The following is a 25,666-nucleotide window of genomic DNA, read 5'->3' as shown; positions in this document are numbered from 1 at the left end:
AAGCGTTACCGCCACTCTTTCTATATAGTTTTGATTATCGAAGGTATTGGGGATGGGATGCAAATCCTAGTTTTACATCTTATACAATCAGTTTCTAGCAGAAGGTTAAATTTGTCACGAAGAACACAGTCTAGGGTATTGATTTAGACTTCTATTTTTTTATACAGCTAGATTATAAATTAGACAATCCAATGTCAAAATAAATTTTCAGTTCAGCAAAACCAAATTCTATAATTTTCGGTATTGGGTAAAATATCGGATAGCATCAGAGAAAGCGCGTCAGACTTGTTAATACAAGGTGTGTCTCAATGGATTTATTAGAGTACCAAGTTAAAGAATGGTTTGGTAAAATTGGGATTCCTGTTTTACCATCTCAAAGAATAGACCATCCTACAGATTTAAAACGGTTAAAAATTCGTTACCCGATTGTGCTGAAATCTCAGGTGCAAGCGGGGGAAAGGGAAAAGGCAGGTGGAGTCAGGATTGTAGAAACCACAATTGATGCGATCGCTACAGCACAGAATATATTTAATCTACCAATTTGGGGGCAACTGCCAGAAGTTTTATTGGCAGAATCAAAATATGATGCCCAGGAAGAATTTTATCTAGCTGTAGTTTTAGATACTGCGCTGTGTCGTCCCGTTTTATTGGGTTGCACAGAAGCAAATATTGACTGGGAGACAGCGGGAGAAAAAATTCAGCACGTTGTGGTGCAACAGGAATTTTCTCCATTTTATGCTAGACGACTGGCTTTAAAAATGGGCTTACAGGGGGCGTTGATGCAGACTGTGAGTGATATTGTGGAGAAACTGTACCAGTTATTTGTCCAAAAGGATTTGGATTTGGTGGAGATTCATCCCCTGGGTGTGAACTCTGCGGGTCAAGTGATGGCTTTGAATGGTAAGGTTACGGTTAATAAACAGGCTATTAACCGTCATCCTGAAATAGCCGATATGGCTACCAAGATGGTTGGTCTTCTTCATGGTAATAAAAAAAATAACGGTTTGTTGAGTAGGTGGGATGGGATAGAAATGCAGGGTAAAATCTGCATAATAGGCAATGGTAAAGGTTCTGTTTTAACAACATTGGATGAGGTTGTTAATGCTCATGGTCATCCTGGTAAATGTGTCAATTTGCGCCATACTTTCATGAGTGATACAACACAGACTACTTTTAGCGATCGCCTGATTAGTAGTTTGACAAATTTGGTAAATGATCAGAATACTCAAGTTATTTTAGTCAACTTTTTGGGGACTATTCCGCAAGTTGACCAACTCCCAGAAATTATTAGCCAATTTCTCCATTCAGACAGAAGCCAAATCACATCTGGGGTGTCACCCGCCAATGGGAATAAAAGTCAGCAACCATTGAATTTACCCTGGTTAATCCTCCGTTTAGCTGGTTCGGAATTCAATCATGTCAGAGAAGAGTTAGCCGCACGGAAAACCTCCGATCAATTACTAATAGTTGTAGAAAATTTAGATGCAGCAGTCAAGGAAGCAGTTCGTTTAGCAAAGACTCCAGGGGTAAAAAAAAGGTAAGAAGCAAAAGGCAAAAGGCGATATTTGTACCAATTACCAATTACCAACTAATAATTACCAATTACCAATTACAACTAACAACTAAGAGGGTGTTTGAAAAGTCATGATTGCTGTATCAAATGTTTTACCCCTCCCTAACCCTCCCCTTATAAAGGGGAGGGAACTGGATTTTCTTGTTTCCCCCCAAAGCATCGAGGGGAGTAAGGGGGGTAACAATGTGATGAAAATACAGGATACCACTTTTAAAACATCCTCTAACAACTGACAACTGACAACTGACAACTAACAAACTATGAACTTAACACCAGAAAGTAAAGTTTTAATCCAGGGATTTTGTGAATTTATTTCCGCAACCCATATTGCTCAAATGCAAGCTTATGGCACAAATTTAGTAGCTGGTGTCAAGCCTGGTTATGGTGGACAAAAAATATATAATCTACCAGTATTTGATTTAGTAGAGGAGGTTGTTGCCAAATTTGGACAGATTGACACCACAATTATTTGTGTTCAACCTTATCAAGTTTTGGATGCAGCATTAGAAGCGATCGCCTCTAATATCCCCCAAATTATCATTACTACCGCTGGCGTTCCACCACTGGACATGGTACAACTTCTTCGCAAAACAGAAGCTTGTGAGACTTTAATTATTGGACCAAATAGTCCAGGAATCATCGTTCCGGGGAAAATTCTCCTGGGTACTCAACCTAGCGAATTTTATATCCCTGGTTCTGTGGGCATTGTTAGTCGTAGTAGTACCCTGACATACGAGGTCGCGTGGGAATTAACAAAAGCGGGTTTAGGACAATCAATTAGTGTCAGTATTGGTAGTGATGCTATTGTTGGTTCTTCATTCCTCCAATGGTTACAAATCCTTGATGAAGACGACACCACAGAAGCGATTGTTTTAATCGGACAACCTGGTGGGGGAAGCGAAGAAGCAGCAGCACAATATATTACAGAAACAATTGATAAACCTGTAATTGCCTATATTGCTGGTAGATACGCACCACCAGCGCGAAATTGGCAACAAACAGGGACTTTAGCAACTGTAATTGGACGTTCTGCAACTTTTGGGACAGTAGAAAGTAAATTAGCTGCTTTTGAGTCCGCCAAAATTCCTGTTGCTAACAGTCCCGTTCAAATTCCTGAACTACTCAAAAAAATTATGAAATCTTAGTTCTCACAAAAAAACCGTCAACGCTATCTCCTGACGGTCTAACAGCTTACAAGTAGTCCGACAAAATAAATTTCATATTGAGGAGAGGGAACAGGAAAGCAATATAGAGATTTCTGGTAGTTTTTCACTCTCCCCCCACTTTCGAGAGTTTGTAGGGTATGTACAAGTAGGGATATGCGTGATATAGTAATGCAAAAAAATTACTTACTCCGCACGGTACTAGAAGTACAACCAGCAGCTTTAAATTGTTGAGAAATTTGATTTTTTTCTGATGCTTCAAATATATTTTCAAGTAATCCACTTAGTGATTCAACAGGTCTGGGACTACGTAAAGGAATCTCACTATTATTGCTGACAAATCTGCCATTTTTGAGCAATGCTGATCCTAAATAATAATTTCCTTCTTTGAATAGCACTTCTCCAATATTGGTTTTTATAACTCCATTAGAGAAAACACCAGTAGTTAAACGACCAGAACCTTCAGCTGTTTCAACAACACAAACACGACCCTTACTATTTGATGGATAGATATGACTAATATTTTCGTATCCCACCCACAAACCAAAGAAAGGTGCTAATTCTGGTTCTGTCTTTGACCAAGCACGTACAAAGGATTCTCTTGTGTTCTTTTCTACTTGAGTACGGCTATCTTGAAGATGTCCAGTGCCTACAGTATTGTTTTTAGTTAATCTAATAATATGTTGCTGAAGTTCTTGACGTAATTTTCTTAGTTCTGTATTTGTGGGCTGTCGAGTCTGGGCTAATACTGATAATTCATTAGCAGTCAAAGTTATTAAACTGAATCCTAAGATAAATAGTCGTAGCTTGGCTTGTCGTAAGCATCTCTTATTCATTAATTTTTCCTATTTTTATTTACGAGGGAACGTAGTTATTCACTCCCGCCCTCTAAAATTATCTAAGAGGATGTTTGAAAAGTATCAGAATTAATCGAGATCCCCCCAACCCCCCTTACAAAGGGGGGCTAAATTCCTCAAAGTCCCCCTTTTTAAGGGGGATTTAGGGGGATCTGCGGGTGTCAGATCCCACACGAAAAAGTTTTCAAACATCCTCTAAACCCTTGATCTCTCGTTAAAGATAGGGGGGAGTGTGAACAGTTACGATTAAACCATACCATACAGCTCATCTTTGGGAAAAATTTTAGTGAGGAAATAGCATCTTTGAGCAATATCCATCCCTTTTGCCAAATTATTAAGTCTTTAAAGTCATTAATATCTGACATTCCTTCTCTTAAGAGTTCCCTTCTCTCAACTTCTCGGTTTAGCATAACAAGTACCGAAGAACCTTTTATTTTCTTTGACATAGGTTCTTATTTATGCAGGTACTAAACTCTAGTTTTTTGTTGACTCCGTTTAATAGTTAAAATGTATTGTATTAACTGTTGTTAGTACCATTTTTTAAAGGTTAAAACAGACACTGCCTTATTAGGGAGCGATCGCTCTGGTATTGTTTTCATTCAGTTAGAGACTTCCCAGAAATAAATTATCCCAAGAAACGAACCACAGAGGCACAGAGTACACAGAGAGAGAATTTTTGCATCAGTTTTGGGACATTTTTTTATTTGGAAGTCTCTTAATATTCCTAGGGAGTGGGAATTGCCAATGTTACGGTGATGAGTGACAACTATCAATTACCAATTAGCGATCGCTGTGTTAGATTGGGCATACTTGATATATATTTTTTCCCCTGACACGGCCGCCATTATGGTAATTACAAAAAGTAAACTGGTTTTGAGTGCTACGGTGGTAACGCTTTCTACAATTGCTGTTGCCGGTTTGGGTATTCACTCAATTGGTAAGGCTTCATTTAAAGATAGTCACAAGGATTTGATAGATGAAGTCTGGCAAATTATTTACTACCGATATGTAGATGGTACTTTTAATCAGGTAGATTGGCAAGCCGTACGTAAGGAATATTTAAGCAAGTCCTATACTGATGATAAATCAGCCTACAAGTCTGTCCGGGAAATGCTGAAAAAGCTAGAAGACCCCTACACCCGGTTCATGAACCCAGAAGAATTCAAAAATATGCAAGTTGATACCTCTGGAGAACTTACAGGTATTGGTATCACCATCAGTCAAGATGCAAAAACAAAACAACTGATTGTTATCGCCCCGATTGAGGATACACCCGCATTTAAAGCCGGGATTTTAGCTAAAGATGTCATTCTTGAGATTGATGGCAAAAGCACCAAAGGCATGGATACCAATGACGCAGTAGCCCTCATTCGGGGAGAATCAGGTAGCAAGGTGAAACTGACAATTTTGCGGAATGGTCAGAAAAAACAATTTAATATTCAACGAGCGCGGATTGAAATTCATCCCGTTCGCTTTTCGGAAAAGAAAACCCCAGCGGGAAATATTGGCTATATTCGCTTGAATCAATTCAGCGCCAATGCCAGCAAGGAAATGAAAAATGCTATTGAAAAGTTAGAGGCTAAAAAGGTTTCTGGTTATATTCTAGATTTACGTGGTAATCCCGGTGGACTCCTATACGCGAGTATAGAAATTGCTCAAATGTGGATAAATAAAGGCACAATTGTTTCTACTATTGACCGGCAAGGTACACAGGATAAACAAGTTGCCAATAGCACGGCTCTGACTGATAAACCTTTGATGATATTAGTAGATAAAGGTTCAGCTAGTGCTAGTGAAATTCTTTCTGGGGCATTGCAAGATAATAAACGGGCAACTTTAGTAGGAAATCAAACTTTTGGTAAGGGTCTAGTCCAGTCCGTACAACCTTTAAAATCTGGCGCTGGTTTGGCTGTAACTATTGCTAAATATCATACTCCCAGTGGGAAAGATATTAATAAACATGGTATTGATCCAGACGTGAAGGTAGAATTGACTGATGCCCAACGTCAAGATTTATGGTTAGGTGGAAAAGATAAATTAGCGACTCTTGAAGATCCCCAATTTGCTAAAGCTGTGGAATTATTGGGTAAACAATCTGCTGAAAATACCAAGACAATTAGGAAAAATTAATTGATTAAGTAGGTTGGCGTTGAAAATTGTCGTTATAAGTAGTGAGACAGAATTAATTACACAATGTCATTGCGTTAGCGTTTCTTTTGTTGCCTGATATTATAGCGATCGCATCGAATCATCGCACATATAGGTGATAAATCAATGCGATCGCTAATTATTTAGGCGTTGCTGATTATAGGGTATGAATTTTAGTCTCACGCAAAGGCGCAAAGACGCAAAGGTTTGAGTTTTAAAGGTTCAATTTGGGAATTTCATACCTCAATTTAGCAACGCCTTACAGCAGATTGCAGATTAATGAGGTATAGGATCTAAATTCACAGCCAGCCAGTTTTATTCCTGACTCCTGACTCCTGCTGTGTTATTTATACCGCCGTTGTGAATTGTTAAATCGGTATTCAGTCCCAACTTTAAGCTGATTGCCATTATAGCGGGGAGTCATTAACAAAGAAGAATCGTAGGGATTGGGTAAATCAGGTGTCCGCAGATAGGGATCATTTAATGTTTGTTGAGCCATAGCATCAAGATAAAGTGTATTTACCAACTCAGCATCTTTAGCGATTTCATTGTCAGTAAAAGTAGTACCAAATTTTTTCCCAGGTCCAATTAAAGCATCTACTTTACGATTTAAACTGCCATTGTCATAAAAATTGGGATCATGGCGAAAATAAGCTCGTTCAAACATACTACTGGTTGTTTCAGTTTCAGCTTTAGCAACTGAAGGCAAGAAAAAATTGGTAGCGAGAAGTACCAGTACCCCACTCAAAACTGGAAATTTTATCCCCATATTATCAACTCCTCTATGTTTGGGTGAATCTTCTATTGATACTCAATTTGAAAACTCTCTTGAGTTTAAACTTTGGTGTAACACAACTTTTATTTTAATTGTTTGTAATGTCTTACAGGAGGAGTTCAGGAGGTAGGGGCGCAGGGCCTGCGCCCATTCAGGAGTTCAGGAGGAAGGAAGAAGGAAGAAGGAAGAAGGAAGAAGGAAGAAGGAAGAAGGAAGAAGGAAGAAGGAGGAAGGAAGAAGGAAGAAGGAAGAAGGAGAAAGGAAGAAGGAGGAAGGAAGAAGGAAAAAATTTCTCCCCCACTCCCCCCACTCCCCCCACTCCCCCTACTTCCCCTACTTCCCCCACTCCCCCCACTCCCCCCACTCCCCCCACTCCTTCTAATCTCACCCTTTCCGACCGGCAAAGGAAAAAAGTTCACAGAAATTTAACAATGTGTACCAATAATTTGGTAACTTAATACATAGTTTGCAACAATTAGGGAAAAATTACGTTGAGTTACCATCCAGATGCCATTGCCGCCCACGGTGGAGAGTTAATTAACCGGGTTGCTTCCTCAGCACAAAGAGAACTATTTCTCTCCAAAGCTGACTTTTTACCGCGTGTGGAACTTGATGAGCGAGCAGTTTCCGATTTAGAAATGATTGCCATTGGTGGTTTTAGTCCTTTGACTGGTTTCATGAACCAAGCAGACTATAACCGAGTCGTTACAGAAATGCGGTTAGCTAACGGTATTGTCTGGTCAATTCCTATTACACTGTCTGTAACAGAAGAAGTAGCAGCCCCTCTACAAAAAGGCGGTTTAGTGCGTCTGGATAATCCCAGAGGCGAGTTTATTGGGGTATTAGAACTAACTGAAAAGTATACCTACGACAAACAACAGGAAGCCATCAATGTTTATCGCACTGATGATCTTAAACATCCTGGGGTGCAGGTAGTTTATAACCAAGGTTCTATCAACCTAGCAGGTGATATTTGGTTATTACAACGTGACTCTCATCCCCATTTTCCCAGCTACCAAATTGACCCTGCTGCGTCACGGGAAATGTTTCGAGAAAAAGGCTGGAAAACAATTGTGGGTTTCCAAACTCGCAATCCTATCCACCGCGCCCATGAATATATTCAAAAATGCGCTTTAGAAACTGTAGATGGTCTATTTTTGCATCCACTGGTAGGGGCAACTAAGGAGGATGACATCGCCGCTGATGTGCGGATGCGTTGTTATGAAATTTTACTAGAACACTATTACCCTGTAGATAGAGTAATTTTGGCAATTAACCCAGCAGCGATGCGCTATGCAGGTCCAAGGGAAGCCATTTTCCATGCTTTAGTGCGGAAAAATTACGGCTGTACACATTTTATCGTCGGACGTGATCATGCTGGTGTGGGTGACTACTACGGCACTTATGACGCTCAGTATATATTCGATGAATTCGCCCCTGAAGAGTTGGGAATTGTGCCAATGAAGTTTGAACACGCTTTCTATTGCAAGCGCACCAAACAAATGGCCACAACTAAAACCAGTCCTAGTAGTCCAGAGGAACGAGTTCATCTGTCGGGAACAAAGGTGCGGGAAATGTTACGTCGAGGTGAATTACCACCACCAGAATTTTCTCGTCCAGAAGTAGCGGCTGAGTTAACCCGGGCTATGAAAATTTCTCCTGTATTAGTTTAGATTCAGATCAAAAACTTTACTTGTAAAAATAAAGTGTGGATGGATGACTAATCCCCAGGATCTTCTGGTAAGATATTGAGTATCTTGACCATCAATGCCATAAGCGAAAACCAAGCTAATAGGCATATGTCGCAAGCAAAAGATTTGGGTCTTGGGGATCAGGACTCCTGCCCTTGGAGGGAATGTAAGTCCAATAGAACTACGAAGTTATAGAGGCTACTCCCGATGAATTGGGAAGCTCCGTCCGTCTTAAGGCGGAGTAATTCACGCTATAAGCTAACGGGCTGGAGTCTGATTGCTAATTATGAAACGGCGTAGGTTTTTACAACAAATTAGCGGCTTACTAGCAGCATTGGGGTTAGCTGAGACTGAGTGGTTGAGTTTGGGAAATCCCTATTACCAAGCTTTAGCACAATCTCACCAGCGGAAGTTAGCATTATTAATAGGCATTAATCAATATCCACAAAGTCCTGCCCTGGGGGGTTGTATAACTGATGTGGAATTGCAAACAGAACTGTTAATTAATCGTTGTGGTTTTGCCGCAGCGGATATTCTAACTTTAACTGATGAACAAGCTAGTAAAGATTTTATTAAAGCGGCTTTTTTAGATCATTTGGGTAAGCAAGCGAAATCTGGAGATGTGGTGATTTTCCATTTTTCTGGCTATGGGACTTGTGTTAATTTGGGGACGGGAATATTAGCAAATGCCATAGTTCCTGTTGATGAGAATAATTTATTAGGCACAAAATCGAGAAACTATTTATTGATAGAAACTCTGTTATTATTATTGCGATCGCTCCCTACAAATCAAGTTACGGCAATATTAGATACCAGTTACAATCATGCTCCTAAATTAAAACCCAATGGTTTACGAGTGCGGACCCGACCAGAATCATCAGCAGCAATTTTACAAATACAAGAATTAGAGTTTTTATCCCAACTGAAAAATCGGCAATTAGCTAATTATCATCCTCTAATTATCAACGCTACCGCAGCACCAAATCAACAGGCAGGAGAATTTATTTTCTCTAATGGTACTGTGGGATTATTAACTTATGCTTTAACTCAATATTTGTGGGAAACTACCCCAGCTAAAACAATTTCGGTTTTTCTTTCTGGTGTTGCTACTTCCATGTATCAGTTGGGTGGAAAACAACAACCAAGTCTATTAAATGAGTCAAAAAAATTTCAAAATGCTTTAATTATTGATTATTTTCCGATTGATAACTTGAGAAGTATTGGTGTGATTCAATCCGTAGAAGAAGATGGCAAAATATTCAAATTATGGTTGGGGGGATTACCTCTCCACGTTCTCACTAATTATGGCGTAAATTCTCGGTTAATTTTGCAGACAGGGGCAGAGTTAACTATTAAATCACGAAGTGGGTTAGTAGCTAAAGCTCAATTAACAAATAGGGAGATTACCAATCTCCCCCAAGTTGGGCAAATAGTCCAAGAAAGTATACGCATATTACCCCGTAATATTTTTGTGAATGTGGCGTTAGATGAGCATTTGGAAAGAATTGAAGTGGTAGATGCTACTAGCGTTTTTTCAGGAATTAGCCGAATTGCTAATATTATTACCACACAAGAAACCGCTGATTATGTATTTGGTAAAGTTGCCCAAGTTCCTAGCCGTTATGGTCTTTTTTACCTGGGTGGTGAACCAATTATTAATACTATCGGGGAAGTTGGGGAAGCGGTGAAGGTGGCAGTACAGCGATTAACACCGCAATTTTCGACTTTGTTGGCATCAAAGTTGTGGCAGTTGACAGAAAATCAAGGTTCTTCCCGTTTACCTGTGAGGGCGACTTTAGAGGTTGTTAATAGTGTTGTCCCCCGCGTGTTTATGGTGCGGGACACTTTGGGAACTGCTAGTCAGGATAAGATTTTGCAACCACCTGACTATGAGGGAACTGCTATGCCGACAATTCCTCTGGGTAGTCGCTTGCAATATAAGGTTGAAAATTTGAGCGATCGCCCTATATACTTAATTTTAGTGGGTTTAAATAATAATCAAAATGCCTTTGCTTTTTATCCTTGGGAAGTTTTTCCAGAAACAGAAATTCCTCCCACTAAACCCCAACTAATAGAAATTCTCATTCCTCCAGGTCAAACTATGAAAATACCAGATAATCAATCTGTCTCTGGTTGGTTATTACCCACACGTTATACTTTTTGTGAACACCAAATTATTCTGAGTACCGCACCGTTTCAGGAAACTCTCGCGGCATTGGCTACTACCAAATATTCTACCACAGATCAACAGGCTATTAGTCCTGTAGTCAATCCTTTGGAAGTTGCCCAAGCTATATTACAAGATTTACATAATGCTAGTAAAGTGAAAACTGATATTAATATTACTACCAATGATGCCTATATTTTGGCTGTTAATAATTGGGCGAGTTTGAACTTTAGTTTTCAAGTTGTTTAGAGGATGTTTGAAAAGTATCAGAATTAATCGAGATCCCCCCAACCCCCCTTACAAAAGGGGGCTAAATTCCTCAAAGTCCCCCTTTTCAAGGGGGATTTAGGGGGATCTGCGGGTGTCAGATACCACACGAAAAAGTTTTCAAACAACCTCTTAGAAAGTCAGGATGTAGGGGCGCAGGGCCTGCGCCCATTCAGGAGTTTAGAATAAAGAATATTTTTCTTTTATCTTCTCTGCTATATCAAGTTTTCTGTAGCCTGAATCCTTACTTTAGAAATGCAAATATCTAAACTTCGTTAATTGTCACTTGATTTTGGATTTGGAATTGCCTAATTGTTTTAATCTAAAATCTAAAATCTAAAATTCCCAGTCATATCCATCACAAGCTATACTAAAATTTAATCTATTATTTATGTTTCCTATGGTTGTAAGTGCTTCGACCACCAAAATCACTTGGGAACTCTTACCCGAAGACTTCGTTTTAGACGATGAACCTGTGGATAATGTCAATCAACCCAGTCTGGCAGCAGCACTCACGGAAAGCCTAGAACTTGCTGGCAAACTTCCAGAAACTGCCCTTGCTACCACCAATTACGGCATCTGCGCCACAGTTAATGGCAAATTTGTCATCAAAGCCCCTGACTGGGCTTACGTGCCGCAAATTACAGTGCCTAGAGAACAAATCCAACGCAGTTACACCCCCCACAAACAGGGACAAATTCCTGCGGTGGTAATGGAATTTCTTTCTGATCCAGATGGTAGTGAATATTCTAATAAACACACCTATCCTCCTGGAAAATGGTTTTATTATGAACAAGTTTTACAAGTTCCTAACTACATCATTTTTCAACCAGATATTGGTGAATTAGAAATATATCACTTGCATGAACATGGACACTATAAATTGCGTTCCTCAGATGAAAATAACCGTTACTGGTTAACTGAAATGGAATTATTTATTGGTGTTTGGCAAGGAAAACGCGAAAACCGTCAAGGTTATTGGTTACGCTGGTGGGATCAAGATGGTAATTTGCTACTTTGGGGTTCTGAGTTAGTGCAACAAGAACGACTTGCTAAAGAAACTGCCTTAAAACGTTTGGAAGAGTTAGAAAAACGCCTTCGAGATGCTGGCATTTCTGACTAACTTTTATTCAGATCCCGGACTTCTTTAAGAAGTCGGGGATCTTTGCTTTTACCTTTCGTGATAATTCCCTTGTCATAACGACAATTTTTAACGCCAACCTACTTAATCAAACTGTTATTAATTCTCTATGTTGAACTTAGCTAATATTCAAACCCTAGCTCAACAATACAGTCCCCAGGAACTTTTTGCAGCTTTGGTGTGGCAACGTCGCTTTAATGAGTTTAATGGGGAGGAGGTTGTTAGGGATCTTAGCCAACATTCTCATCTATGGGCAAGTTTTCTGTTTACGAAACCAATTTTTGCACCAGATGAAAATGGTTTAAGTTTTGGTGGTTTGGTAGATACTTTATTGGCAATGGCAAATTATCGCCCGATGCCAGAATCGAGTATAATCCACTTTGTAGCTTATCCTGGGGATACCCTCTACATTTTGACAGAAAACCGAGATAGTATCGTGTCTCAGCTTTTGGATTTGGGTAAAAAGTGGCGTGCAGATTCAGTGGATATTACTGATGGTAATAATGAAGAGTATGGTTTGCGACTTAGGCGACAGTTACGAATGAGATTGGAAGCAGGTTTGGAAGGTGAGTCGCTTTGGCAACAGCGAGATGCTGTAGTTATTACTTATTGGTGGGATTAATGATTAAAAAAATGTCAATCTCCATCCTATAAATCCTTTAATCCTGGAAATCCTGATTCTGACCAAATCAGGAAAATGTTAAGATTGATGTATCGCTTTTCTGGAGTTATGGAGAATGCGATCGCCAGCGTCAATTCCAATTATACCGTAGAGGTCGTTACGTTGAATTTAACTTAGTCTATGACCGGGGAACAATATTTGGTTTACAAACCAATGGTAGAGCAGAATCTATTTGAGGAGCATTATCCATCCAAGACAGACCGATTTTTTGGGTAGCTGGACATCGCTTACATCATGCCCACAAGAAATAGATTTTGATGAATAAAAGCTGCATTTTATTTTTACCCTCATCCCCAATCCCCTATTCCCTTACAAATACTTCTCCAACAACAAAGCCAGCTTCTCCTTCGTTGCTGCTGGTGCATTTGCTAAATTCGTCAAAATCGCATACTTTAAAGCCGAATGCGCCTCACTAGCAGGGGGATTTGCACTTAACCGCTTCACAGTTTCTTGAATTACCTTTTGTGCATTCGCCGCATTCTTGTGTAAATTCCCAATCACCATTTCCACCGTCACGCTATCATGATCGGGATGCCAAGAATCATAATCCGTCACCAGCGCCAAGGTTGCATAAGCGATTTCCGCTTCCCTGGCTAACTTTGCTTCGGGTAAATTTGTCATCCCGATTACCGTAGCATCCCAACTCCGATAGAGATGAGATTCAGCCTTAGTGGAAAAAGCCGGTCCTTCCATACATACGTAAGTACCACCATCATGTAACGTAACATCTGGTAAATTTAAAGAAGCGATCGCCTCCCCCAAAATCCCAGCCAAATTCTGGCAAATCGGCTCACCAAAGGCAATATGCGCCACAATTCCCTCACCAAAGAAGGTAGAAATACTATTCTTGGTTCGATCAATAAACTGATCAGGAATTACCATATCTAGGGGTTTAGCTTCAGCCTTCAAAGAACCCACAGCGCTCGCAGAGATTAAGTATTCTACACCCAATTGCTTCATCGCGTAAATATTAGCCCGAAATGGCAACTCAGAAGGTAACAACGTATGATTACGACCATGACGCGCTAAAAATGCCACGCGAGTTTCCTCTAAAGTTCCGATAATAATCGCATCCGACGGTGAACCAAAAGGGGTAGAAATCTCTATTTCCTCCACATCTTTTAGTGCTTCCATCTTATATAACCCGCTTCCACCAATGATTCCAATTCTAGCTATCGTCATAAACTATCCACTTTCTTATTAATTGAACTAACAAGTAATTTTACCTAAAAACTGTCCCTTGATAAATGCACAAAATTCACAGATAAGCAGGTTGGCGTTGAAAATTGTCGTTATAGCAAGACAATAGGCAATAGGCAAGAGTAAAGAAGTTTTCAGGGATTTTACGTTTCTTTAAGTAATTGGACAAAAATATTTACAGTCATTGCGAGCGAAGGGAAGCAATCACAACCCTGGCGATTGCTTCATTCCACTTCGTTATATATTGCTAACGCAACGCTTACGCAATGACATTATGTAATTAATTCTGTCTCACTACTTACAGAGTTTGGTTTTATTGTGTTCACCTACTTACTACAGCGATTTCCAATCATATAAGGTACATCTTAGCCCCCTCATCGCTTGCGGGGAGGGGGTTGGGGGTGGGGTTCTTGTTCCGGGTTTGATGACAATTTGCTGTAATTTGTGAGAAATCCGGGTATAAGGACACGAATATAAAAATCTCCGAATTTTTCAAAAAATTAGGGATATTTAACTTATTTTAGATAAATTAATAAATTTAACCCAGGAATTGTCCGCGAAAGCGTCCAACCCGCTAAAATAATGTAAAGTAACCCTAAACTCCACTGATACCAAGCCAAAATAGAAATAATTCCTGGTAAATGTTCATCACGTAACCGAATATCATTAAATCCTAATCTTACCAAATTATTCAAACTAAAATCATAATAATTCAGCCAATTCCAACGCCTATCCCATAATAGCGGCATATATCTTTCCCGAAAACTGGGATTTCTAGGAATCACGGGTAATCTCCCAATTAATAATCTTAGCTGTCTTAATGTTCCATCTTCTCGAAAATAAGAAACATCCATTAAATCGTGATAACGCCCTTGTTTATAAAGTCGCCACAATAAAATCCCCGGTAGGGGAAAAATAATCATAAATAAACACAATAAAGTTAACCAAGGACTACCAGAATTCCGAAAAATTGCCAATAAACTACCAGATATTGAACCAATAAAACTCAATAATATACAAACAGTTTCATAATATCTAGGAATAATTGCTACAGGAGACAACCGACGACAACGATCAACTAACCAAAATAATACACCAAAACAGGAAATAACTACACCACCCACACCAAATACTAACCAAAAATTTGTCCCATAACCACTCAATAACAATAATAAACTCAATAACAACCAATTTAAAGATTTAACTACCCACCCACTAAAAACTAGAGGTTCAGTAGCAATAATTCTCTCCCTTAACTGATTATATATTTCCAAATCCACATCAGGTAAAACTAGTAACTCGCTAATATTCCGAAAATGTTTAATTTGACGATATTGATTAATTTCAGCCGCTTGAGTTGCAGAAAAACCTAAATTTATTAACCTATTCACAGCAGCAGTATTAATATTGATAGCTACCAACTGATGACTTAATTCAATTAATCTTAACCGTTGTTTCGTATATTCCAACTGATTTGCATCACTAACCTGCTGTTGTAACCGGAAATTTTGACTTAAATTCCGCAAAATATTTTGATTACCTCGTAATCTTAGCACAATCAACTTTTTACCAATTTCGCCAACATTACCTAAAATTTTTGCTTGATTAGAATTAAAAACCAATCCAGAAACATTTAAAAATGCGGTTTCTGCAAACTTGACATCACTAAAATCAGCTTGATTGAGAATACTTGCACTCTGCAAATCTACAGATTCATTAAACTCAGATTCTCTAAAAATTAGAGCTTGTTTAAAAATAGCATCTTTCATTAATAAAGATTGATGAAAATTCACCTGATTAAAATTAACTTGATTATTAAAAATAGCACTAGAAAAATCAGCTTTTTCTTGCCAATAACTACTATTAAACCTAACTACTTGTTGAAATTTTCCTTGATTAAATTTTACATCATCACAAAATACATCACCTTGAAAATTAGCAGCATCTAGAAATTTAATATTTTGAAAGTTGGCTTTCTCAAAGAAAATGCTACCTTCAAAACTACTCAGGGCGTGAAAAATAGCCCCACTAAAACTCACAGTTCTACCAAATCTGGATTCGTCCCAATTAGTAGGTTTTAAAAAATTTGCCCCTTGAGCATTTACAGGTTGGAGAAAGAACGTATTCGGGAATTTTACTTCCCCATTAAAACGACTTCCTACCATGATTAAAGCCCCACGAAATACAGCAATACTACTAGAGTTATTGGACTGATTGTTCAACAAAGATTTACAATCTTTAGCATTAGGAAAAGCTCTTGCTAAAGATTGCAAACATATTGAACGTAAACTTTCTAACTGTTGCTGTTCTGTATGTGTGAAAATTTGGGCTATTCCTTGAGCATAAAGAGGAGTTCGTAAACCCAAATCACTGCCATAAAAATCACCTTCAATTACAGAATTACTCAAATCTAAACCCAAAGCTGTCGCCCCAGTTTTTTGTAATTCTTTTCTGAGTAATTGATAAAAATTATCCCGAAAAATAGCATTTTCTGGACGTAAATCAATCACCATTTTTTTTAAATCCACAGTTAAATTACCATCTCGTAAAATTGGTGTTTTAACTCGTTCTTGTAATAATTCCCAAGTTAAAGTGATAGGTTCATTAGGAACTGCAAAAGTAGGAATAGGAAGTAAAAATATAGCAAATATACAAACAAAACTTATGACTGCGGACTTAGATATGATGATTTTTCCTAATTCCGCAGATAATAAGTTGATTTTTTTAACCGTGTTTTTTATTTGCCAAAGGTGAGAAAAATCCCATTTTTGTAAATAGCTAAAGTGACAAAATAATCTCAACAAATTCCCTACTTAATGATTAATTCAATAAAACAACCTTACCCAGGACAGAACCAGTTTCCACTAAAGCGTGTGCTTTTGCTGCTGAGGCTAAAGGGAAGGTCTGACTAACTTCGATTTTTAACTTCCCTGCATCTATCCAATTAGCACATGCTTGTAAAATATCCCCATGATGTGTTAACGATTCCATATTTTCTAACAACAACGGTGTTAGCATTAGTTCTAAACCAATGCGGAGATTTCTGTTTCTAGCAACTTTCCAAACAGTGTTAGCTTTTGGTTCTAGAATAGTCACAATATCGCCATAAAGTCGCACTGCGGGAAAAGATTTTTCCAAGGTATCACCACCCACAGTATCAAAAACTAAATCTGCGCCTTCACCATTAGTCCAATCTAATACAGATGCGACAAAATCAGTTTCTTTGTAAAAAATCACCTTATCAGCACCAAGTTGAGTGACAAAATTAGCCTTTTCTCGTGAACTCACCGTAGTCGCTACTTCAGCACCTTTGAGTTTAGCCAACTGAATAGCCACATGACCAACACCACCCGCACCAGCATGAACTAATACCTTTTCTCCTGGTTCAAGTCTTCCCCGTTCATATAAAGCTTCCCAAGCAGTAATTAAAACCAGAGGTGCTGCTGCTGCTTCTGCAAAAGAAACAGATTTGGGTTTCAATGCCACACATCTTTCATCAACAATGATATATTCAGCATAATTTCCTGGACTTGCACCCAAACCACCATAGCAAAAATATACTTCATCACCAACGCCAAATTTTTGGACATCATTACCCACAGCTTCTACTATACCTGCACCATCACATCCTAAAATAGTTGGCATTTGTTCCGGGAAAAATGTCCCCCGCTGACGTAATTTAGTATCAATGGGATTAACACCGGCAGCGAAAATTTTTACTAGAATTTCTTTATTTGTTGGTATAGGTTGAGGAACTTCTTGTAGTTCTAAAACTTCTGGTTTACCTACTGCGGTCATTAATATTGCTTTCATGATTTTTCTCCTAGATACACTTATTTAAGTTTACCTAAAAATATCCCCATAACTTCCTAATTTTTCAGGAAAATATGGGGAGAAAATATCCGAAATATCTGACAAAATGGATTTAATTTTGAGGAGAAGAATTATTTGTTCCTGGTGTTACAGGCGCTTGAGGTAATGTACCGGGATTAATTCCGTTCCCAGGTGTGGGAAAGGGATTTGGGTTAATCGGTGGTAAAGACCTCAAATTTTCCGGTGAGTTAATTTCTGGGTTGGTGGGATTATTCGGTATGGGAGGAGTAGGGAAATTGGGTAAATTTGTCAATGGTTGAGATGAACCGGGGATAATTCCCAAAGATACACGATTCCCTCCTACTTTTCTCAGCAAGTCTAAGGTTTGAATTACGTCGTTATAAGTAGCTGTCCGTGACGCATTCAATACTAAAATCCCGTCTGGATTTGTTTGGATGTATTGTTTTAAACGTGATTCTAATTCCTCCTGTTTCACAGGTTCTTTTTCGATGTAAGTTAATCCAATAGCATCAATTGTTACAGGTAATATTTTACTTTTAATCTGGGAATTAGCAGCAGAATTTTCGCCTGTACTAGCTTTGGGTAAGTCAACATTAATTGCTTGTTGACGGGTAAATTGTAAAGCTGCCAATAGAAAGAATGTCAGAATACAAAAAACAACATCAATTAGGGGGATAATTTGAATCTGAAGGTCTTCACCGGGGGTCTCTAGCTTAACTTTCATCTTCTGGTTTTTCTCCAAAGTTCAAATTGGCATCATCAACCTTGTTATCGGGCAAATTTGCTGAATTGACAAGGTTTAAATCGTAATTATCAATTGGCTCATTTGGTCTATTTTCTGGGTCTTGAATAAATGTTTTTGATTCTAGCTGAGAAGATGAATCGAAATTTGTAGAGGTGCGTTTTGATAATCTGCCCGTGTTAATTATTTTAGGTTCGGGAGGATATTGACGGTAAAGCAGTTCTAATTCATTGCCGGCTTTGTTGAAAATTTTAACTTGGTTAACAACAAAACTTTGAAATAGGCGGTAAAATACTAAACTGGCGATCGCTACTATTAATCCGGCTGCTGTACTAATTAACGATTCCCCAATCCCTGTGGTGACACCGGCTGTAGATTCAGTTCCCAAATCACCAATACGAATTGCACCTAAAGAACGAATCAAACCTAAAACTGTCCCCAATAATCCTAACAGTGGTGAAAGGGCAATCACAGCTTCTAAAAGTTTTTCACCCCGACGCATTCCCGCTATTTCGTCGGCTGCTGTGGATTCTAGGGCTAATCTAAAGGTTTCTGGATCGTTTTTTTGCAAGCTTAAGGGTGCGTATAAAAACCTGCCAACGGGCTGTTTTATAGCTTGTTCAGCCATTGCTTCAGCGATTCCCCAATCCTCACCAGCAGCATCTATAACCCGATTGACTATTTCTTTTTCCTGGGCAAGAATCCGTAACCAGAACCATAGACGTTCAAAAATCACACTTAGTGATAGGACTGACAAAACTAGCAAAGGCCACATAGCAGGCCCGCCCTTCTTAAACAAATCTAAAATATCCACTGTGTAGGTTTCCTCTCTCCATTCCGAGTAGTCAAGGCATTTTCATTTTAAAGAGTTTTGCATTACTCACAAACTTTTCTGATTAATTACTAAGGAGTAACATCTTCTATACACAATATGGCGGTTATTCCCACCGGGAGTTTAGATGATTATTTGCCAAAATAAAAAAATCACTGGAGGTTAAGAATGAACTTCTCAATTCAATCCCTGTATACATGGTATCGGAACACACTACGCAATCCTAAATACCGTTGGTGGATAATTATCGGCACAGTAGCCTATTTAATTAGCCCTTTAGATATTTCTCCAGATTTTATTCCCATTATTGGTCAAATTGACGATGTTTTACTGTTGAGTTTATTCGTTTCCGAAGTTTCTTCCTTAGTTCTTGACGGTTGGAAGGCAAAAAAAGGGACTGTAGAAAATAGTACCACCAATCCGGCTAATCATGCCGCTGCCGCTGGCGAAACTGTGGATGTTGATTCTATCCCTGTTAAGTAGGGTTTGCTGAATAAGTTGTCTGTGAGGGCAGGGAACAGGGAACTCTTAACTGGGAATAGGGAACAGTTTTATACTAAACACGGGTGAGATTTAAACTTTTGCTAGGGGACAAAGAACCCAGATGTGTAGGGGTAAAGCAAGAGCTTCATTGGTGTCAACTTAAGCTCAAATCCCTACCACATCTTGTTCCTAGTCTCTGACTAGGAACGCAGTTGATGAGGCTCTGCCTCTAATATTATTGAAGGCAGAGCCTTCTAGAATTCATTCCCAGTCTCTGACTGGGAATGAGATGATATGGCTAACGCCAGGCAACGCTTACGCAATGACATTGTGTAATTAATTCTGTCTCACTACTTATCAAATATTTTTACCCCTCCCTAACCCTCCCCTTTACAAGGGGAGGGAACTGGATTTTTATTGTTTTCCCCCTTTACAAGGGGAAAGGGGGGTAGCAATGTGATGAAAATTACGGAATACCACTTTTAAAACATTTGTATGATAAAAAAAGTCCAGCTTCTAGCCGTTTTGAGTATATCTTGTTTTTCAGTCAGGAATATCCTTAATTTTGCCCCCATATTAACATAATCTTTAGATAGGTTTTTCCGTATTTACCCTTACAATTAAAAATAAAACATGACTAATTTACCAAAAGGATTAATTGTTTCCTGTCAAGCGCCTATAAGTTCTCCATTACATGATCCTTATGTAATTTCTGCAATGGCACAAGCAGCAGTGAATAATGGGGCTGTAGCTGTAAGAATTGACACGCCCAGTCACATTCAAGCCGTGCGGGAAAAAGTCCAAGTTCCGATTATTGGACTTTGGAAACAAGTAATAACTGGTTCTGATGTTTATATTACACCACAATTTCATCATGCTGTGGCTGTATCTGAAGCAGGTGCAGATATTATTGCCATAGATGCTACTACTAGATATCGCCCCGGTGATGAAAAGTTGGCAGATATTATTACTCTAATTCATCAGCAGTTAAATAAGCCAGTTATGGCAGATGTAGATACTTACGAGGCTGCACAATTAGCTGTTAATGCCGGTGCGGATATTGTGGGAACTACTCTTTTTGGCTACACAACAGCAACTCAAAACTTTTCTCCTCCTGGTTGGGAATTACTCACCCAAATCGTAGAAAATCTGGATACTTTTGTGATTTGTGAAGGTGGTGTTTCTTCCCCAGAAATGGCTAGAAAAGCTTTGGATTTAGGCGCTAATGCTGTTGTTGTTGGTGGGGCGATTACTGGAATTGATTTGTTAGTTAAAGCTTATATAGCGGTTCTTGGCTGAGTGAAAGACAATAACCCCACCCCCAACCCCCTCCCCGCAAGCAAGGAGGGGGCTTATGATGTATCTTATTCAAGTGCATACCGCTATATCAGGGGAGTCTTGATTAAAGAATCTCAGTGTCTTTAGACCTGAGAGGTTGTTTGAAAACTTTTTCGTGTGGGATCTGACACCCGCAGATCCCCCTAAATCCCCCTTAAAAAGGGGGACTTTAAGGAATTTAGCCCCCCTTTGTAAGGGGGGTTGGGGGATCTCGATTAATTCTGATACTTTTCAAACATCCTCTGAGAGTGTCAATCCATTAAGAGTAATTGCGAAGGTTCTAATTGCACATACCAGGGAAAAGGTTGATTTTGAATATTTTCCCATTTTTCTTTATATATTTCTCCTTGTAAGTGATAATCATGGGGATGATTACCAAAAGAATGTAGTTTGAGAAATACTGTCATGCGGTGAGGTGTTTCACTGGTACGCACTAAATAACAGGGAAAGGTGTTTACTTTTTGCGGATCTTTAGTGAAAATTAAATGATGAGCGCGAATACCAACATGAGATAATCCTGAAGGCATTTTTTCTCTGACTTGGAGAGTACAATCCCAATCAATTGCTTCTATTTGTTGAGGAGATAAAATACTAGCACGGGAAAAGTTTTTACAACCTGTAAGTTGGGCGACATTTATACTTGCAGGATGTTGAAAAATCTCATATTTAGAACCATGATGTGCTTCTTTTCCCTGTTCTAATACTAATAGATTGGGACATAGGCGATAGGCTTCTTCCATATTATGAGTAACAAATAAAGTTACTCCAGAATAATCATCCAGAATTTCTGTAACTTGTTGTTCTAATTGACTGCGAAGATGGGTATCTAAAGCGGAAAATGGTTCATCTAAAAGTAGTGCTTCTGGTTTGCTTGCTAAAGCCCTAGCTAATGCTACCCGTTGCTGTTGTCCCCCGGAAAGTTGGTGCGGATAGCGATCGCCAAATCCTTGTAATTGCATGGTTATTAACTGCTTTTCTACCTCTTCCTTAACGTTGACAGATTTGGGTATGCCAAAGGCGATATTTTCCGCTACAGTAATATGTGGAAATAGGGCATAGTTTTGGAATAAAAAACCAATTCGGCGTTGATGAATGGGCAGATCAATTTTCTTTTCGGAGTCAAATAATACCCGATTATTTAAAACTATTTTTCCTTTATTTGGTGTTTCTATGCCAGCAATACAACGCAAAATCATACTTTTTCCTGCCCCAGAACCTCCCAATAATCCCAATGGTTGATTATCAGTATTTAAGGTAACTTGAAGATGAAAATTAGCCAGTCTTTTGTCAATATCTAAAAATAAGCCATTTGGGGAAGAATCTTCTAATAATAAAGAAGATTTGTTTGCTAATTCTATTTGATTTTGAGATGGTTTTGTCAATCTTGATTTATATGCAAGTTCTTGCCAAAAATTAGCTAGAATAATCCCTGAAAGGGAAATGATCATCATGGTAATTGACCAAAACCAAGCTTCATTCATTGCCCCAGCTTCTACTGCGAAATATATGGCCATTGGGATAGTTTGCGTTTGTCCAGGAATATTTCCTGCTAACATCAAAGTTGCCCCAAATTCACCTAAAGCCCGCGCAAATGCTAAGGTGGTGGCAGCAATAATCCCTGGAAATGCTAGGGGTAAACTAATCCGCCAAAAAATTGTCAATTCTTTCGCACCTAATGTTCTGGCTACTCGCAGTAAATTGGTATCAATTTGACTAAAAGCTGCCAATGCAGTTTTATACATCAATGGGAATGAAACTACTATAGCAGCGATCGCCCCACCATACCAAGTAAATATAACTGTCGTATTGAAGGGTTCTAGTAGTTTACCCACTGGACCATTTTTCCCAAAGAATATCAGCAGTAAAAACCCAACCACAGTGGGGGGTAAAATCAACGGTGCGACAAATATCCCCTCAATTAAGGATTTACCTTTACCACGATATCCCAACATCCAATAAGCAGCAAATATACCCAAAAAGAAAGTGATAAATGTTGCTAATAAAGCCGTTTTTAACGATATCCAAAGCGGTGATAAATCCTGTGGCATAGTTTTAATAAAGATGTTTGTTACTTAATTAACTCAATTATGACTAAGGCAGAATAAACCCATATTTTTTGAATACAGCTTTAGCTTGATTGCTAGATAAAAATTGGGAAAATTCTTTAGCAGTATCAACATTTTTGCTACGTTTAACAACTGCTAAGGGATAAATAATGGGAGAGTGGTATTTTTCATCGGCTGTAACTACAACTTTGACTTTATCAGAGATTTTGGCATCAGTTATATAAACTAACCCTGCATCAACATTACCAGTTTCTACAGATGCTAAAACCTGACGCACGTTATTTGCAAAAACCAATTTTGATTTAATTTCTGACCAAATTTTTAACTTTTCTAATACTTGTTGTCCATATTGTCCTGCGGGTACAGTTCTGGGTTCACCAATAGCAATTTTTTTGACTTTGGCATCTTTAAGATTGTAGAAACTAGTGATACCAACGGCATTTTTAGGGACTACCAAAACTAATTTATTTTTAGCAATGATATTCCGAGTTCCTGCCACCAAAAGTCCTTTTTGTTCTAAAGTATCTACTTGTTTTTTTGCCGCAGATATAAAAATATCCGCCGGCGCACCTTGTTCTATTTGTTGCTGTAATGCACCGGAACTACCAAAGTTATAATTTATTTTGACGTTTGTTTTACTTTGTTGGTAAAGGGGTTTAATTTCTTCTAGTACCTCTTTTAAACTAGCAGCAGCGGATATGATTAAGTTGGTATTGGATTGTGCGGAAACCGGGGATGAAATTAGGCTGGGTAAGCCAATTGTCAGTAGCAAAGTGACTAAGGCTGTAGTAATAAAGACTAATAATTTTCTGCTTTTCATTGGTAAACAGGATGGGGGAAATTTTTAGTGCTGGTGTTAATTTGGTATACTTTCACCAAGATTACTATATTAATTACCAATTATCTTGGTAAAACTTCATTGAGAAAATAAACCTATTCCAGATGATTTATCTTAAAAATTGGACAAAAACTGTATTTAAGATTACTTTTTACAAGATTGTATGAATAAGTATCTATAATATTTACCAACTTAATTGGTAGTTGTAGCACTTGAGTTTTTTCCTCCTCTCTAGAAAATAGAGAGGAAATTATTCAAGTGTGAAATACGACTGTAATGAGAGGGAGAAAGGCGAGGAGAAAAATCCGCCAGGAGGGTAATTGTGCTGCTGATATTGGTTCAGGTGGTGTTAATAAGGCTTCAATTCTTTGTTCCAAGCGATCGCCTGAACCCAAAGCTGCACAACAAATATCTGAGATTGTAGAGTTGTTGCTAACGACCAATAACAAGGATTCTGCTAATATTAAAGGATCTACTTGGGATGCAGCGTAACTATCAGCTCGTAATTCTCGTAAAACTAACAATTCTTGCCATAAAGGCTCTGTATTTGGCAACCAAGCGGTACAAGAACGCATCCAGCCCAGCCAAAAGAACCAAAACGTATCCCTATACTGATAATGCCCTTGTTCGTGGGCTAAAACACTTTCTAGATGGGCTGGAGAGAGGGTTTGTAGTAGTCCTTGACTAACGACTAATTCAGGTTGCCAAAAACCCATTTGTCCGGCAAATAAAGCTCCTGTTTGTAGAAGTCGGGCAGATTTACCATCTAAGGTAATTTGGGGGCATTCACGGGCGGATTGAATGGCTTTCCAGCCCTGAAAAGCTAGTTTGATACCTAAGATATTAAAAAATCCCAGAAAAATTAAGGACAGGAGATAGCTGAAGGAGTCGGTGTACATTCCGCCCATTTTTCCCTGTGTCCCCATACAGACGACGGAGGTAACTGTCATGAAGATGAGTAAGGGGGGAAAAAGGAATAAAAATAGGGTTTTTTGCCAGCGTAAATACCAATTTCCCTGGGGGATTCTACCAAAGAATCGCAACCACCAAGCAATGGTAACAGCGGTGATAATCATCAGTAGATGCATAATGTTACTTTTCTCCTCTGGCTTCCCGTGCTGCTTGGATGCGTTTAGCGATCGCTTCGATTTGGTCACTAGCAGCTTGATCTAAACTATCAGCAAATGCCGCAATCACATCAGGATTTACCACTGCTAAAAATCGCTGTAATTGATCATGTGCCTTAATTACCTCTGCTTGTTGTTTAGTCAGTAAAGGCTGCCAATAAAAGGCTTTTCCTTGTTTATTGCAAGCTAACCAGCCTTTTTCCGTCAACCGACGGAGAACTGTAGTTACGGAAGTATAAGCCAATTCGCGGTTAGGATCAGCTAAAATGCGATCGTGTACATCTTTGACAGTAACAGAACTCAGTTCCCAGACGATATTGAGAATTTCTGCTTCCAATGGACCAAGAGACATTTGTTTGGGACGATAATCGGGTAAAGGAGCCATATTGATAATTGAAGATGTCATCTGGATTTTATCGCTTCCAGGTTTATTTATCGGTCACTTTTTCAGATTTAATATTATTCTTGCCTCCCTCCAATTCTTCCTCCTGACTCCTGATTGGGCGCAGGCCCTGCGCCCCTACCTCCCCTACCCCCCTACCTCCCCTACCCCCCTACCTCCCCTACCCCCCTACCTCCCCTACCTCCCCTACCCCCCTACCCCCCTACCTCCCCTACCTCCCCTACCTCCCCTACCTCCCCTACCTCCCCTACCTCCCCCTGCTTGCCTTCACCCGTCATTTTAGGGTTGACAAACTACTAGCCCGAATGAAAAGACTTTTCCGCAAACCCTAGTTATTAT

General features: G+C 39.0%; 20 protein-coding genes and 1 pseudogene. 10 read left to right on the top strand and 11 right to left on the bottom strand.

Annotated features, from left to right (window positions below; translation table 11 throughout):
• The first annotated feature begins 308 nt into the window (after positions 1-308).
• Positions 309-1,541, top strand: coding sequence for an ATP-grasp domain-containing protein (locus AA650_RS20970; protein WP_053540519.1), 1,233 nt, complete (start codon positions 309-311; stop codon positions 1,539-1,541).
• Between the two features lie 292 nt (positions 1,542-1,833).
• Positions 1,834-2,718 carry a succinate--CoA ligase subunit alpha gene (locus tag AA650_RS20965; protein ID WP_039200358.1) on the top strand — a complete coding sequence of 295 codons (885 nt, stop codon included), beginning with the start codon at positions 1,834-1,836 and terminating at the stop codon, positions 2,716-2,718.
• A gap of 200 nt (positions 2,719-2,918) precedes the next feature.
• On the opposite strand, the gene AA650_RS20960 is transcribed toward AA650_RS20965, so the two are convergent.
• On the bottom strand, positions 2,919-3,572 hold the full coding sequence (locus tag AA650_RS20960; protein ID WP_053540518.1) for a hypothetical protein: 654 nt from the start codon (positions 3,570-3,572) through the stop codon (positions 2,919-2,921).
• Positions 3,573-4,439: 867 nt separating this feature from the next.
• Between AA650_RS20960 and ctpC the strand changes: the two genes are divergently transcribed.
• Positions 4,440-5,723 carry a carboxyl-terminal processing protease CtpC gene (gene ctpC, locus AA650_RS20950; protein WP_053541365.1) on the top strand — a complete coding sequence of 428 codons (1,284 nt, stop codon included), beginning with the start codon at positions 4,440-4,442 and terminating at the stop codon, positions 5,721-5,723.
• A gap of 361 nt (positions 5,724-6,084) precedes the next feature.
• Here ctpC and AA650_RS20945 read toward each other — a convergent pair whose 3' ends face one another.
• Entirely contained in the window at positions 6,085-6,510 is a 426-nt protein-coding gene (locus tag AA650_RS20945) for a hypothetical protein (protein WP_039200360.1), read from the bottom strand.
• A gap of 497 nt (positions 6,511-7,007) precedes the next feature.
• Here AA650_RS20945 and sat point away from each other — a divergent pair, with 497 nt between their 5' ends.
• The 5 genes and pseudogenes from sat to AA650_RS27045 all read left to right on the top strand — a co-directional run.
• Entirely contained in the window at positions 7,008-8,189 is a 1,182-nt protein-coding gene (gene sat / locus AA650_RS20935; RefSeq protein WP_053540515.1) for a sulfate adenylyltransferase, read from the top strand.
• A 304-nt stretch (positions 8,190-8,493) separates the two neighbouring features.
• Entirely contained in the window at positions 8,494-10,623 is a 2,130-nt protein-coding gene (locus tag AA650_RS20930) for a caspase family protein (protein WP_053540514.1), read from the top strand.
• 418 nt (positions 10,624-11,041) lie between these two features.
• Positions 11,042-11,764, top strand: coding sequence for a Uma2 family endonuclease (locus AA650_RS20925; RefSeq protein WP_168634755.1), 723 nt, complete (start codon positions 11,042-11,044; stop codon positions 11,762-11,764).
• Positions 11,765-11,891: 127 nt separating this feature from the next.
• Positions 11,892-12,404 carry a hypothetical protein gene (locus tag AA650_RS20920; protein ID WP_053540512.1) on the top strand — a complete coding sequence of 171 codons (513 nt, stop codon included), beginning with the start codon at positions 11,892-11,894 and terminating at the stop codon, positions 12,402-12,404.
• A 119-nt stretch (positions 12,405-12,523) separates the two neighbouring features.
• Positions 12,524-12,637 (top strand): annotated as a pseudogene (locus tag AA650_RS27045) (coproporphyrinogen III oxidase); the annotation flags it as partial.
• Positions 12,638-12,773: 136 nt separating this feature from the next.
• Here AA650_RS27045 and AA650_RS20915 read toward each other — a convergent pair.
• The 5 genes from AA650_RS20915 to AA650_RS20895 form a co-directional block, all read right to left on the bottom strand.
• The gene (locus AA650_RS20915; RefSeq protein WP_053540511.1) at positions 12,774-13,646 is read right to left on the bottom strand and encodes an S-methyl-5'-thioadenosine phosphorylase; all 873 of its coding nucleotides are present in this window, start codon (positions 13,644-13,646) and stop codon (positions 12,774-12,776) included.
• 533 nt (positions 13,647-14,179) lie between these two features.
• Complete coding sequence (locus AA650_RS20910; RefSeq protein WP_199924313.1) at positions 14,180-16,468, bottom strand: pentapeptide repeat-containing protein; 2,289 nt, start codon at positions 16,466-16,468, stop codon at positions 14,180-14,182.
• A gap of 16 nt (positions 16,469-16,484) precedes the next feature.
• Complete coding sequence (locus AA650_RS20905) at positions 16,485-17,477, bottom strand: zinc-dependent alcohol dehydrogenase family protein (protein WP_053540510.1); 993 nt, start codon at positions 17,475-17,477, stop codon at positions 16,485-16,487.
• A 112-nt stretch (positions 17,478-17,589) separates the two neighbouring features.
• Positions 17,590-18,222 (bottom strand): ExbD/TolR family protein, encoded by a 633-nt coding sequence (locus tag AA650_RS20900; protein WP_053540509.1) that lies wholly within the window; start codon positions 18,220-18,222, stop codon positions 17,590-17,592.
• Positions 18,212-19,054 (bottom strand): MotA/TolQ/ExbB proton channel family protein, encoded by an 843-nt coding sequence (locus tag AA650_RS20895; RefSeq protein WP_053540508.1) that lies wholly within the window; start codon positions 19,052-19,054, stop codon positions 18,212-18,214. Before AA650_RS20895 ends, AA650_RS20900 begins: the two co-directional genes overlap by 11 nt.
• A 186-nt stretch (positions 19,055-19,240) precedes the next feature.
• Between AA650_RS20895 and AA650_RS20890 the strand changes: the two genes are divergently transcribed.
• Entirely contained in the window at positions 19,241-19,555 is a 315-nt protein-coding gene (locus tag AA650_RS20890; RefSeq protein WP_039204729.1) for a YkvA family protein, read from the top strand.
• Between the two features lie 633 nt (positions 19,556-20,188).
• Positions 20,189-20,854, top strand: coding sequence for an N-acetylmannosamine-6-phosphate 2-epimerase (locus AA650_RS20885; protein ID WP_053540507.1), 666 nt, complete (start codon positions 20,189-20,191; stop codon positions 20,852-20,854).
• Positions 20,855-21,144: 290 nt separating this feature from the next.
• On the opposite strand, the gene modB is transcribed toward AA650_RS20885, so the two are convergent.
• The 4 genes from modB to AA650_RS20865 all read right to left on the bottom strand — a co-directional run bounded on the left by modB (position 21,145) and on the right by AA650_RS20865 (position 25,309).
• Positions 21,145-22,941 (bottom strand): molybdate ABC transporter permease subunit, encoded by a 1,797-nt coding sequence (gene modB / locus AA650_RS20880; RefSeq protein ID WP_053540506.1) that lies wholly within the window; start codon positions 22,939-22,941, stop codon positions 21,145-21,147.
• Between the two features lie 43 nt (positions 22,942-22,984).
• Positions 22,985-23,779: a molybdate ABC transporter substrate-binding protein gene (gene modA / locus AA650_RS20875; RefSeq protein WP_053540505.1), complete on the bottom strand. Its 795-nt coding sequence runs from the start codon at positions 23,777-23,779 to the stop codon at positions 22,985-22,987.
• Between the two features lie 272 nt (positions 23,780-24,051).
• On the bottom strand, positions 24,052-24,885 hold the full coding sequence (locus AA650_RS20870; RefSeq protein ID WP_199924312.1) for a M56 family metallopeptidase: 834 nt from the start codon (positions 24,883-24,885) through the stop codon (positions 24,052-24,054).
• A gap of 4 nt (positions 24,886-24,889) precedes the next feature.
• Positions 24,890-25,309, bottom strand: a complete 420-nt coding sequence (locus AA650_RS20865; RefSeq protein ID WP_053540504.1) for a BlaI/MecI/CopY family transcriptional regulator — start codon at positions 25,307-25,309, stop codon at positions 24,890-24,892.
• Positions 25,310-25,666 lie beyond the last annotated feature (357 nt).

Source organism: Anabaena sp. WA102 (genome assembly GCF_001277295.1).
Taxonomy (GTDB): Bacteria; Cyanobacteriota; Cyanobacteriia; order Cyanobacteriales; family Nostocaceae; genus Dolichospermum; species Dolichospermum heterosporum.
This window is presented reverse-complemented; position numbering and strand designations above follow the sequence as displayed.

Bases quoted from the DNA above. Each gene is read 5' to 3' on its own strand.
- AA650_RS20890 (WP_039204729.1), top strand. From the start codon at position 19,241: ATGAACTTCTCAATTCAATCCCTGTATACATGGTATCGGAACACACTA.
- AA650_RS20965 (WP_039200358.1), top strand. From the start codon at position 1,834: ATGAACTTAACACCAGAAAGTAAAGTTTTAATCCAGGGATTTTGTGAA.
- AA650_RS20865 (WP_053540504.1), bottom strand. From the start codon at position 25,309: ATGGCTCCTTTACCCGATTATCGTCCCAAACAAATGTCTCTTGGTCCA.
- AA650_RS20905 (WP_053540510.1), bottom strand. From the start codon at position 17,477: ATGAAAGCAATATTAATGACCGCAGTAGGTAAACCAGAAGTTTTAGAA.
- AA650_RS20970 (WP_053540519.1), top strand. From the start codon at position 309: ATGGATTTATTAGAGTACCAAGTTAAAGAATGGTTTGGTAAAATTGGG.
- AA650_RS20900 (WP_053540509.1), bottom strand. From the start codon at position 18,222: ATGAAAGTTAAGCTAGAGACCCCCGGTGAAGACCTTCAGATTCAAATT.
- modB (WP_053540506.1), bottom strand. From the start codon at position 22,941: ATGCCACAGGATTTATCACCGCTTTGGATATCGTTAAAAACGGCTTTA.
- AA650_RS20920 (WP_053540512.1), top strand. From the start codon at position 11,892: ATGTTGAACTTAGCTAATATTCAAACCCTAGCTCAACAATACAGTCCC.
- modA (WP_053540505.1), bottom strand. From the start codon at position 23,779: ATGAAAAGCAGAAAATTATTAGTCTTTATTACTACAGCCTTAGTCACT.
- AA650_RS20930 (WP_053540514.1), top strand. From the start codon at position 8,494: ATGAAACGGCGTAGGTTTTTACAACAAATTAGCGGCTTACTAGCAGCA.
- AA650_RS20885 (WP_053540507.1), top strand. From the start codon at position 20,189: ATGACTAATTTACCAAAAGGATTAATTGTTTCCTGTCAAGCGCCTATA.
- AA650_RS20925 (WP_168634755.1), top strand. From the start codon at position 11,042: ATGGTTGTAAGTGCTTCGACCACCAAAATCACTTGGGAACTCTTACCC.
- AA650_RS20945 (WP_039200360.1), bottom strand. From the start codon at position 6,510: ATGGGGATAAAATTTCCAGTTTTGAGTGGGGTACTGGTACTTCTCGCT.
- ctpC (WP_053541365.1), top strand. From the start codon at position 4,440: ATGGTAATTACAAAAAGTAAACTGGTTTTGAGTGCTACGGTGGTAACG.
- AA650_RS20960 (WP_053540518.1), bottom strand. From the start codon at position 3,572: ATGAATAAGAGATGCTTACGACAAGCCAAGCTACGACTATTTATCTTA.
- AA650_RS20915 (WP_053540511.1), bottom strand. From the start codon at position 13,646: ATGACGATAGCTAGAATTGGAATCATTGGTGGAAGCGGGTTATATAAG.
- AA650_RS20870 (WP_199924312.1), bottom strand. From the start codon at position 24,885: ATGCATCTACTGATGATTATCACCGCTGTTACCATTGCTTGGTGGTTG.